Source organism: Robinsoniella sp. RHS (genome assembly GCF_001029355.1).
Taxonomy (GTDB): Bacteria; Bacillota; Clostridia; order Lachnospirales; family Lachnospiraceae; genus Robinsoniella; species Robinsoniella peoriensis.
Genome location: NZ_JNGB01000135.1, coordinates 1 through 11,915, shown reverse-complemented (window position 1 = coordinate 11,915; position 11,915 = coordinate 1). Strand labels below are relative to the sequence as shown.

The 11,915-nt window shown below is 46.4% G+C and carries 8 protein-coding genes; all 8 read left to right on the top strand.

The features are described 5' to 3' along the window. Positions 1–81 precede the first annotated feature (81 nt). Positions 82–1,815: an extracellular solute-binding protein gene (locus tag RHS_RS25545; RefSeq protein WP_044294170.1), complete on the top strand. Its 1,734-nt coding sequence runs from the start codon at positions 82–84 to the stop codon at positions 1,813–1,815. Positions 1,816–1,908: 93 nt separating this feature from the next. Further along, a complete protein-coding gene (locus RHS_RS25540) occupies positions 1,909–2,841 on the top strand; it encodes a sugar ABC transporter permease (RefSeq protein WP_027293114.1) in 933 nt (310 codons plus the stop codon). A 33-nt stretch (positions 2,842–2,874) separates the two neighbouring features. Further along, a complete protein-coding gene (locus tag RHS_RS25535) occupies positions 2,875–3,786 on the top strand; it encodes a carbohydrate ABC transporter permease (protein WP_152614179.1) in 912 nt (303 codons plus the stop codon). Between the two features lie 46 nt (positions 3,787–3,832). After that, entirely contained in the window at positions 3,833–5,866 is a 2,034-nt protein-coding gene (locus RHS_RS25530; RefSeq protein ID WP_047834774.1) for an alpha-galactosidase, read from the top strand. A 15-nt stretch (positions 5,867–5,881) separates the two neighbouring features. Next, positions 5,882–8,047: a glycoside hydrolase family 36 protein gene (locus tag RHS_RS25525; protein ID WP_047834773.1), complete on the top strand. Its 2,166-nt coding sequence runs from the start codon at positions 5,882–5,884 to the stop codon at positions 8,045–8,047. A 55-nt stretch (positions 8,048–8,102) separates the two neighbouring features. Further along, positions 8,103–9,521, top strand: a complete 1,419-nt coding sequence (locus RHS_RS25520) for an L-fucose/L-arabinose isomerase family protein (protein ID WP_027293118.1) — start codon at positions 8,103–8,105, stop codon at positions 9,519–9,521. Between the two features lie 35 nt (positions 9,522–9,556). Further along, positions 9,557–10,732, top strand: a complete 1,176-nt coding sequence (locus tag RHS_RS25515) for a uroporphyrinogen decarboxylase family protein (RefSeq protein WP_044294173.1) — start codon at positions 9,557–9,559, stop codon at positions 10,730–10,732. Positions 10,733–10,738: 6 nt separating this feature from the next. After that, positions 10,739–11,824 carry an aldose 1-epimerase family protein gene (locus RHS_RS25510; protein WP_044289228.1) on the top strand — a complete coding sequence of 362 codons (1,086 nt, stop codon included), beginning with the start codon at positions 10,739–10,741 and terminating at the stop codon, positions 11,822–11,824. Positions 11,825–11,915: the final 91 nt, after the last annotated feature.

The following is an 11,915-nucleotide window of genomic DNA, read 5'->3' as shown; positions in this document are numbered from 1 at the left end:
GGATGTGAAGGGTGTATTACCCGAAAAGGGTTTGCCCTTGATATAATAAATAAAACCATATGAAAGGGAAAAGGTGTATTGATGAAAAAACATGTAAAGGCGGTTTCGTTATTATTGAGTGTTACTTTGACGGCAGGTACACTACTGATGGCAAGCGGCTGCGGTAACGGGGGAAGCAGCGGAGAAGCACCCGACAGTGAAAAGTCCGGAGGAGAATCAACAGACTCGAAGGGTTCGGATGAGGAAGCGTCCGACAGTGCAGAGGGAAAGTCAGATGATCTGGTCATCTTAAATGCGTGGGTAGGCAATGCTTTGGTTTCGGCAGCTACCTCCGTTAATCAGATGGACACTGAAATCGGAAGGCTGATTGCAGAGAAAACTGGAGTTGCCTTTAATACGACCTTCCTGAATTCGGGAACAACAGCAGATGAAGCATTTAATCTGATGATAAGCGGAGGTGGATATGAGGATTATGATGTTATCATGCTGCCGTCCTCAACCACCATGTCAATGACCTGGCAGCAGAAGCTGGTTAACTCGGGGGCAGTAGTTCCAATTGATGAATATTTAAACCAATCTGACAAATATCCTAATTTAGCTTCAATTCCCTCCGAGGTGATGGATTTATGCAAGTATGAGAACGGCAGCATCTATGGCTACCCTCATAACTGGTATGAGGATATGGAATCCAAATACGGGTTCTGGGCAGCCGATGGATGGTACATTTTCCCGGAATATCTGGAAGCGGTGGGTATGACGTCAGATGACGTCAAGGATCTGGAGGGAATCGAAACGTTTCTGAAAGCCGTGAAGGAGAAGGGGCTGCAGAACGAATCAGGACAGACTATACAGCCAATGTCAATGGGCGAGGCGGGTGAATGGTATAGGAGCCTTCTGACTTCCTTCGGAGTTTCCACGGCGGGAAGCGGTTTCCATGAGGTGGATGGCAAGATGCTTCACTTCAGGGATCACATTAAAACTATGGAAGCAATGAAGTGGATGAACAGATTGTACAATCAAGGGCTGATCGATCCGGAATTCATTACCCAGAAAAATGATCAGTTGACAGAAAAGATTATGACCAAGCGGGTTGGTCTGGTGATGACGAATGCATTTAACTTCTGGAGTGCAGTGACGGTAGGCAAAAATGAAGCCAGTGAAATGGATATCCTGGAGTACCCACTGGCGGATGGAATAGAAAAAGCCGGAGCGGCTGCACAGTATGATCCCTATGGTACACCCGCGCTTTATGTCACAAAATCATGCAAGAATCCTGAGGCAGTTGCAAAGTTAGTTGACTATTTTGCGGAGCAGGGTAAGTACAGACAGTGGGAGCTGAGCTATGGCCCCCGTGGTACAACCTGGGACTTTGATGAGGAGCTGGGAGAGCCGTATTTCCAGATCACCGATGAGAAGCTGATTGAAGCCATGAACGATTACAATGCTATGACCGAATATGGCTATACAACCACAGTGGGCGTTGCGCCTTTCGATAAAGATTTGAATTACTATCGGAAGGAAAATGAGGAACAGCTATTCTGGATTTTCAATATGCATAAATCGAATTCTGAGGTAGAAGGCTATGCAATTAAAAGACCGGACTCGGATAGAATCCAGTTTTCAGCCAATGGTGCTTACACTACCAACTTTAGTATTTTGAAGCAGTTGGATAACGACTATTTCAGCAGACTGGTAGCCTGCGGTGAGGCAGAATTTGACACTTTGTGGGCAGAGTATCAGGCACAGCTTGAGCAGCAGGGGCATTGGAGTGAGGTAAAGGCAGAGTTTGATACGGAATATGCAAAAATGAAGTAAGACAGTGATTTGTCCGGTGTGGTGTGGCAGTGAAAAGATGTGAGAACACTGCCACGTTTCACCAAATACGAGTAAAAGGATGGAGGAGGAAGTATGTTGCGGACAAACAGCCAGGTAAGAAATAAACGTTCGGTAAAAAAGATAATTCAGAAATATTCATGGAATTATTTATTTATTTTGCCGGGCATTGTACTGTTGTTTCTGTTTTCCTATAAGCCGATGGTAGGAATCTTGGCAGCTTTTAAGGATTACAGAATGGAATTGGGACTTTGGGATAGTAATTGGAATGGTCTGAAAAACTTCTCCTTTTTAACCGATCCGTATTTTTGGCAGTCCTTTAAAAATACCATACTTATAACCGTTTTAAGGACAGTCATAAATTTTCCTGCACAGATTATATTTGCGTTGATACTCAACGAGCTGGCAAACGGAAAATATAAGAAACTGGTTCAAAGTGTATCTTATATCCCCTATTTTATATCCTGGATTGTTGTTGCATACATATTGAACTCGTTACTGGCTCTGGATACAGGTGTTGTCAATTCTATGCTGGGTTCCCTGGGGATGGATCAAATACATTTTATGGGAAAAGTGGAATATTTCAGAGCATTGATTGTCCTCAGTTATTTGTGGAAGAACCTTGGCTGGGGAGCGATTATCTATATTGCGGCACTTGCCAACATTGACCCACAGCTTCATGAGGCTGCAAAGATAGATGGGGCTGGACGAATTAAACGTATTTGGCATATTAATCTGCCGGGTATTGTTCCTACTATTGCTATTATGTTAATTTTAACAATGCCTTCCTTACTGTCGGCGGGCTATGATCAGATTCTGCCGTTGTCGAATCCGGTTAACATGGAGGTTTCAAATGTGCTGGATGTTTATATTGTGCGATTAGGACTTGCACAGGCACAATACAGCGTGTCTACAGCAATTGGCCTGGCGTTATCCGCAATTAATCTGATACTGGTAGTAGCGACGAACAGCATTAGCCGAAGGCTCAGTGATTCCAGCTTGTGGTAAGCAAAAGTATGCAGGAGAAGGGAAGGGATTGTTTTGAAAAAAGCAAAGGTAAGAAAGATTAAATCCAAAAGTGACATTGCTTTTGATGCTGTAATCAAGATACTGTTAGGGTTTTTTGGTTTTCTTTGTGTCTATCCATTGTGGTATATTTTAATACTTTCATTTAATGATGGAGTGGATACCATGCGGGGAGGAATTTATTTCTGGCCCAGGCAGTTTACACTTGCAAATTATATTGTATGTCTCCGGGACAATATTATTCTGGGAGCATATGTCAATACAATTCTCAGGACTGTCCTTGGTACGGTAGCGGGTGTTGCCGTCACGGGGATGGTTGCATATGGTGTTTCGGAGAGAAATCTGCCTGGAAGAAAATTTATTATGATTTACATGATGATTCCAATGCTTTTTAGTGCGGGACTCATTCCCACTTATTTGAATCTGAAAAGCTTAGGCCTGATTAATCGCTTTGGAGTGTACATTTTTCCTGCAGTCTTCAGTATATGGAATTGTATCATCATGAGAACTTCTTTTGAAGGGATTCCCACTGAACTGAAGGAATCTATGCGGATAGACGGGGCCAATGAGCTTCAGATACTGATGCGTCTGATTCTCCCTATTTCCAAGCCCATACTGGCGGCGATTGCACTGTTTACGGCTGTCGGTCATTGGAACGATTGGTTTACTGGTGCTTATTATGTGACCAACAGTAAGCTGGTACCGATTCAAACTTATTTGCAGAGTGTTATGAACCGTTCGCTGACTAATTTTGAACAGGGTTCGGTGAATCTTATGGGGCTGGATTTTGGAAGTCTGGCAAATGCCAATTCCATGTCTATTAAGCTGGCAGTGGTAGTGCTTTCCACAGTGCCGATTCTGATGATTTATCCGTTCCTTCAAAAGTACTTTATCAAGGGAGTTATGGTAGGGTCCGTAAAAGGATAATCAGATTGAAATAAAAACAAAAACAACGACAAAGGTGGTAGGAAAGATGAAAGGATATTCTGATTTTGTTCAATTTAATCATACAGGGGAAAAGCTATACCTGAAAAGCTTTCAGAATATGGATACGGGGTTCGAGTGGGCTGATTCCCAGTCGGCCTGCGGAATCCTGGCAGAGGAAAACGGAACCGAATTGACAGAGAACTGGCACGACTGGCAAATAAAGGAGGAAATTCTGGGAGAATGCCGTGTAATTACGATTACAGCATCGCATAAAAATGGGCTGGTCCTGAGCTGCCAGTACAAAATTCATTCGGACTGTCAAGTAGTGCAGATTGGATGTACTTTAAAAAATATAGGCAGCCATCCCCTTTGTATTACCAATTTCAGTCCAGTAAATATTTCCCTTCAGTGTGCAGAGCCGGTAGTGGCTTACAGCATAAGGAAAGACGTTTACTCCATGCAGACCCAGGTGATGGAGGATCCGCTGACCATCCGGGGAGGAAAATGGAATATGCCGGAAAATGCCGGCTGGCTGGTTTTGGAGAACACGCAGAGGCAGGAAAGTCTGTTTTTGGGTATCGAATGGGAGCGGGAATGGAACTTGTCTGTGACTCCTGACCCAAAGGGGCACATTGTGCTGAAAATGGGGCTTGAAAATTTTAGCCAGACCTTGGAGGAAGGGGGGGTACTGACTTCGCCGACTGTATTCCTGGGAGCAGCCACAGGGGGTCTGGACGAGGCCACCAACAGCATGAGACGCTATATGGTGGGACATGTGCTGCCCCAGCCCATGAAGGATTTTCCATGGGTTTCCTATGATATCTGGTCAACAGAGAGTGAGGATGTGGAGGAAACGATCCGCAAAGAAGCGGATTTTGCAGCAGATATCGGTGTGGAAAACTTCTATATTGATGCCTCCTGGTGGGCGGGCTCCTCTGTGGAGGGAGATGGTGCATGGGGCTATCGGCTTGGAAACTATCTGCCTGACAGGAGGAAGTTCCCGAAAGGGCTTCGCGCCATGGCAGAGTATGTCCATGGCAAGGGAATGAAATTTGGTATTTGGGTGGACCCCATGATCATAGACGAATATTGGGTATCCACCGGTATGATACCGGAAAAATGGCTGGTAAAAAATCAGGATGAGCATGCCGTTCTTGACCTGACCGAGGTGGCAGGGTGGCCGAGGGTGAAGCAGATTTGTACGGGATGTAAGGAAGTACAGAACTACATAGTAGAGACAGTGAGCAGAATCATTGAGGAATTTCGGCTCGACTGGATTAAGTGGGATGACTCTGCATTTTCTCAGCCGGTTGTATGTACAAGAACCGATCATGGACATCAGGAGGGAGACGGTAATTATATGGCGGTGGCCGGTAAATATGAGATTTTCAAAGAGCTACATGAACGCTTCCCGGATTTGGTGATAGAGGCCTGCGGCTATCCGGCCAGGATTGACTATGGCCTGGCACCCTATATCCGCACAAGCTGGCTCAGCGACAGCTCGGCACCAGCGGAAAAAGTCATTAACAACATGGAGTTTGCCAGCTATGTTTATCCCAACTCCTATAATTCAGCATGGCTGATCGAGCATGATGAGGTGCTGAAGGAGAGCGACCCTGCCGCATTAGATACGGTTGTAAGGAGCAGGATGATGGGGCTGTTTGGTTTTGGAACATTGACCGGTCATCTGTCGGAACGCATTTCACTATGGCCGGCAGCAGTTCATGATGCGATCAGAAGAAACCTGCCTTATTATAAAACCATGCGGCATCTGCTGTCCCAGGACGTTTACCATTATAATAATGATTCGGATACCTGCTGTGACTGGCGCATGATGGCATGCGTATCCTATGACAAGGAGCAAGCGGTTACCTTTGTGTTCCGTGCTGATGCGGAGCAATCTTCCGGTAAAATAAGGCTCAAAGGACTTGATGCAGCTGTCGACTACACAGTGTCCTCCCTGAATACAGGAAAAACAGTGTCAATGTCAGGGAAGGAATTGATGACAAAAGGTGTGCTTGTTGATCTGTCTGTCCACGGACAAGCCTCTGATATTTTTGAAGCAAAAAGGCAAGCGTAGAAAGGGTGAAGGAATATGGCAAAAAAAGCTTTAGAATTTTATAAAAACGGAGGAAGGGATGTTACACGGTATATATCCGGCACCACGGTGTATGAGGAGACTCTCCAGGACGGATATTATGTTGGACTGTATTGGTCGGCATCCGGACAGATCCACAGAGAAAATATAACCGAAACCCTGCCCATGCTGGGGATGAGTCAGATGGAATTTCGAGGAATTCACCCGGTGGGACACAGGCTCAACAGCTTTGGGCTGGAAATTGACGGGCAGTCTCTGCATAACTGCTGGCGGATGGAGAGCCAGGAGGAAACGGTGCAGGACGGACACACTCTGGTTATGGTCACCTTGAAGCATCAGCTGCGCCCCATAGAGGTAAAGGTATGCACAAGGCTGGACACTACGGATTTTCTCACCAGATGGCTGGAAGTTACCAATCTGGGTGACCGTCCGGCGGCACTGTCAAGAATTGCGCCTATGAGCGGTCTTCTCTGGGATGTTCACTATACGCAGGAGTATGGCTTTCTGAAATCTCTGCCAGACAGCGGTAATCCTGACTATCCTTTCGCAGTGGCATATCTGGATTCTTATGTCCAGTCCGAGGAAGGAAACTTGAAATGGATTGATTTAGAGGAACCGGTTACCACCCTGGAAAACAGACAGAGAAATGTGTTCGGTCCCCCATACTATTATGTGAAAAACAAAATTACAGGAGAGATATTTTGTATGGCCTTGGCCTGGTCGGCAGGCTTTACCACATCCCTCTACTACGACAGGGTCAGTAAAATGCTGTCATTTGAGATGGGGCCGTCGGGGAAAGCACCTCTGCGGGTAATCGCGCCCCAGGAAAAGGTCGTCTCGCCGGCGATCCATATAGGTCCACAGCATGGAAATGTGGATGGCTGCGTGGCAGAATGGCATCGTCATCTGAGAACCTCTGTCATTCCCCAGCGAAGGGGAAAAGCCGGCATGTATACGGTAGCCGGACGTGTTGTGGAGGAGCCCGGGGACTGGATACTGCGGGAAATCGATATTGCAGGAGAAATGGGCATAGAGGCATTCGTGGTTGATGCGGGGTGGTACGGAGATCATTTTGCCGGCTGGTGGGATAACCGGGGAGATTGGTTTGAGGGTGATTTTCTGCCTCAGGGAGGTCTTCGCGGGATTCGGGATTATGTGCATAAGCAGGGAATGCTCTTTGGCCTCTGGATGGAGCCAGAGGCAATCGAAGCTACTTCCCATTTATATCAGGAGCATCCGGAATATAAGATACATTATGAACCTGAGGGTGTCAAGCACTTTGAAAATGATGCGGATGTGGATCTTTCCAATCCACAGGCAGCGGAATATGTAACCGGATATATCCGAAGCATCTTTGAACGGGTGCAGCCGGACATTTTTAAAATTGATTATAACACCAGAAATTTTGAGGGAGCTCAACATCCGGTGAATGGCTATGCAGAAAATAATGCCTGGCGGCATTTTGAAGCCTTGTATGGAATTTTCGAGGAAATGCTGCAGAAATATCCGGATACGGTTTTTGAAAACTGTGCCAGCGGTGGTGGACGAAATGATTTGGGGATGCTGTCCAGATTTCATTACTGTACTCAGTCGGATTTTAGTCAGATGCCCCTGAGCATTCGTTGCATTAACACCATGAGTATGTTTTTGCCGCCGGAGGCGATTTGCTATTACCATAATCACATAGCATTCGCTCACCTTCAGGCAGATTTGGATACGCATTTGCGGGTATGTCTGTTTGCTGTACCCATTTTTGTAGGCTTTGGGGCCCAGGATGCAGATCGCAGCGTTCCTTATTTTGAAAAAAGTAAAAAATACATTAAGCTTGCAAAGGGATTTTGCAGGGAGGTAATGGAAAATCATCCTACCGTATATCACCATACACCTTATATTGGGGTCAGCAGCCCGACCGATTTTTGTGTGCTGGAGTATGCTAATGCAGACAAAACTAAAGGGTATTGCGGTATATTCAAGCTATCGGAGGCTGCCCCGGACTATCAGTTGTATCTGCGGGGAATTGACGGGGCAAGGGAATACGAGATTACCTGCCACAATAGCGGTTCCGTATTGCGTGTTCCGGGAAGTGAGCTGATGAATCAAGGACTTAGAATCCATCTGGAATCAGCCAATACGTCAGAACTTATTTTGTATAGAACATGTTAATAGCTCCAGCTAGAAACATATTCAAAGCGGCATGGAATTTAAGGAGGAAGAGAATATGAAACAAATAAAAATAGGCTTTTTGCCATCAAATTGGGAATCATGGGACGGAAATCAGTTTACGGGAAAATGGGCAGGAAAAATGCGCGACCGTTGTCTTAAGGTAATGGAGCAGGTGGACAAGGTCCAAATTGTGGTTCCGTCCGCTGAATTGACGGAGGATGGCTGTGTCAGCACTCCGGAGGAGGGAAAAAAGGCTTTGGAGCTCTATCTTTCAGAGCAAATAGATGCGCTGGCAGTGGGAAACATGACTTTTGGTATGGAGGTGGCAGTGGGAGAGGTCTTGAGTGGCCTGAACAAGAATATTCCAATTCTGCATTTCTGTACCAAAAGCGGGCCGATTCACAAGGGATCCCGCTCAACAGATACTTGGTGCGGGCAGTTTATGACTACTTCCGCAATCCGGAGGCGCGGATTTAAGTTCGTGCATATCAATACCTGTAATCCGGAGGAACCGGAGTTTCAGGAAGGTTTTGAAAGCTTTGCCCGGGTAGTTTACGCAATCAAGCGGTTCAAAGGAGCAAAAATTGCACAGCTGGGCACTCGTCCACTGCTGTTCGAATCTCAGTTTTTCAGCGAGGAAAATTTCCAGAGAACCTTTAGCCAGATGCTCAAGACCATGGATTTGGCAACTCTGTTTGACCAGCTGGATAGAATAAAGGATACCGATCCCCAGGTTGTGGATACTGTCACGGATATCAAAGCCGGCTTTGTCTGTGATCAGACTATCCCGGAATCAAGTATTATCATGCAGGCCAAATACGAAATTGCATTGAAGCGTGCCTATGATGAGCTGGATGCAGACTGTATGGCGGTGAGCTGCTGGGCAATGCTGCAGAAGAAGTACGGTATTGCTGCCTGCTCAACCTTTGCCAGATTGAACCAGCAGGGATATATCACTGCCTGTGAGGTGGATGTGCTGGGAGCGGCAACTATGCTGCTGACCCGGGCGGTGACCATGGATGAGGAGACACCCGTCTTTATCGACTGGACAGATCTGCATCCCACGGAGGATAACATGTGGCTTGCCTGGCATTGTGGAAATGCAGCGCCCAGTCTTTGTGCACAATCAGATACCAAAAAACTTATGGCCAATGAGCGTCTTGGCATATGGGGTGATGCCTGTGATGGTTCGGTTGAATTCCGCATGAAGGAGGGACCTGTTACGTGTGTCCGACTGTTGGAATATGAAGGCGAATACAGAATGTTTATTTCTACCGGAGAATCAGTGAACATAGAACCCTTTATACGAGGTACCTATGCCTGGATAAAGGTTAGGGATATCAAAAAGATGGAGGCTGCGATGATAGAAGCAGGAGCAATCCACCATGGTGTTCTGGTGTTTAGCGAGACAGCGGCTGATGATTTGGAAATGTTCTGCAAGTTTATGAATATCAAAGTGATTCGCTGTGACTGATTATAAGATGCGGCAGGCTGTTTAGGAGGATAGATATGGGTGTATTAAAGACATGGCGGGGATTTGAGATTGAGAGCCGCTGTAAAAAGATAGAGAAAACGTTTCGCCTTGAGCCGGTTACGAAATCAGAGGATGTGCCGTTGGTGGTTAACACACCCTGCTATTTCGGCTATGGAAATAACCCGATGCCCTGGGATTATTGGAAGAATCCGTCCAGCATGGTACGCTACCAGGAGGAGAGTTTTGAAAGGCATCTGAAGTCGGTAACGGGAGATGATACCGTTCCATATTTTATGCCCTGGTTCGGTACGGGGGTGACGGCATCTGCCTTTGGATGTAAATTCAAGGAGGCAACCGGATTCGGAGACGACCCGGGTTTGAAAACAACCTGTATCAGCTCTGTCTCTGATATTGCAAGATTAAGACAGCCGGATCCCTATCGGGACGGAGTCATGCCCAGGGTGCTTGAATTTATTGATTATGCCAGGTCCCACAGTGATCTGCCGGTAGGGCTAAGTGATATGAACAGCCCCTTGTGTACAGCGGCACAGCTGTGTGGTTATGACAATTTGTTTGTCTGGATGTATGAGGAGCCGGAGGCTGTTCATGAGCTGATGGAAAAGATTACAGACGCATTTATCCACTGGGTAAGGGTTCAAAAAGAACATACCGGAGAGAGTCTTGACAGCAGCAATGGTCTTCAGGGAGTATGGGCACCTAAGGGTGTGGGCATCTGGGTATCCGATGATGATCTGGTCTCTATAAGCCCGGAGCTTTATGAAGAATTTGTGGTGCCTTACAATTCCAGGATATTTGAAGCTTTTAGCGGTGGAACGGTTCATTTTTGCGGAAATGGTCTTCATCAGGTGAACAACCTGATCAAGACCGGAAATATCAGAGCCGTGAATAATTCCCCAATGTCAGGTTTTGCAGTGTTCTCCAGCATGGTCAAGGAATTAAGTGGAAAAATGGCCATTTTGATTCAGGATGCGGCCCCCCTGGAGCCGGAACTGTACTATCCCAGATTGTTTGAAAACATTGAAGATTTCAGAGGAATTATGCTTGCCACATTCGTGGAGGATACGCTGGGCATGGCTATGGATGGCAGCACTCAGAATACGCAGTCCGAGGCCTTTGCCCGTGCAAATCGGACAGTTAAAGTGGTGAGGGAATGCATTGGTAAAAAGCTGAACATGGAATCAAGGCGGTGAGTGAGAATGAAAACATTTGAAATAAACAAGAACCATGATTTCCTGATGAAGAGAATGGGAGATATTTCCCAGCTGGCCGGTCTTAAGCGGTACGAAATGCTTGACGGAAAAGCCAGGGGTGTGGAGGCGGTGGATTTTAAAACCGGGACAGGATTCCAGTTTACTGTTCTGCCTGGCAGAGGAATGGATATTGCCTGGGCAAGTTATCAGGGAGTTCCCATTAGCTATATGTCTAAAACAGGCATCGTCTCTCCGGCATACTACAACCCCGAGGGAATGAATTGGCTGCGAAGCTTTTTTGCCGGTCTGCTTACAACCTGCGGGCTCTCAAATGTGGGAGGTCCATGTGAGGATGAAGAACCGATTATCGGTTCTCAGAAATACGGTCTCCATGGGAGAATTAGTCAGATCTGTGCGGATCATGTCTGTGTTCGGGAAGAGTGGTCAGATGATACCTTTCGCATGGCAGTATCCGGTCGGGTTCAAGAATCCATGGTGCATTGTGAAAATCTGGCATTGACACGGGAGGTCAGTACGGAGCTTGGGAAAAATTTTCTGCGCATTCATGACACGGTGGAAAATATGGGATTTAATGCCCGTCCGCTGATGCTATTGTACCATATAAATATCGGATATCCAATATTGGATGTGGGAACGAGAATCGTCTTGAAATCCAAAAAAGTTGAGCCAAATGATGAGCTGTCCAGACAGAACCTGAAGCAGTTTGATCAGGTGGGAGAGCCGGTGGGAGGGGCAAAGGAAAATCTGTTTTTTCATGATTTGTGTACCGATCCGGATCAAACCACGTATGTTGGACTGATTAATGATACGCTGGAGGTAGGAGTCTATATCAGGTTCAACAAGGCCCAGCTGAAGAACCTGGCAGAATGGAAGCAGCTGGGGGAGGCAGAATATGTAGTCGGGATTGAGCCCGCCAATTGCCGTCCCGCAGGCAGGCTGGAGCAGAAAGCAGACGGAGCGCTGGAAATGCTGCAGCCCGGTGAAAAAAGATGCTTTGAGCTGGAAATTGGAATCTTGACAAACAAGGATGAGATTTGTGTGTTTGAAAAAAGGGTCGGGAAGTTGAAATAGTCTCTATGGTAAACTTTGGAGAAAAGGGAGGTATAGGAATGGATTTATTGTCGCTGAAACAATTTCAAAGTGAAGATATCACCATTGAACA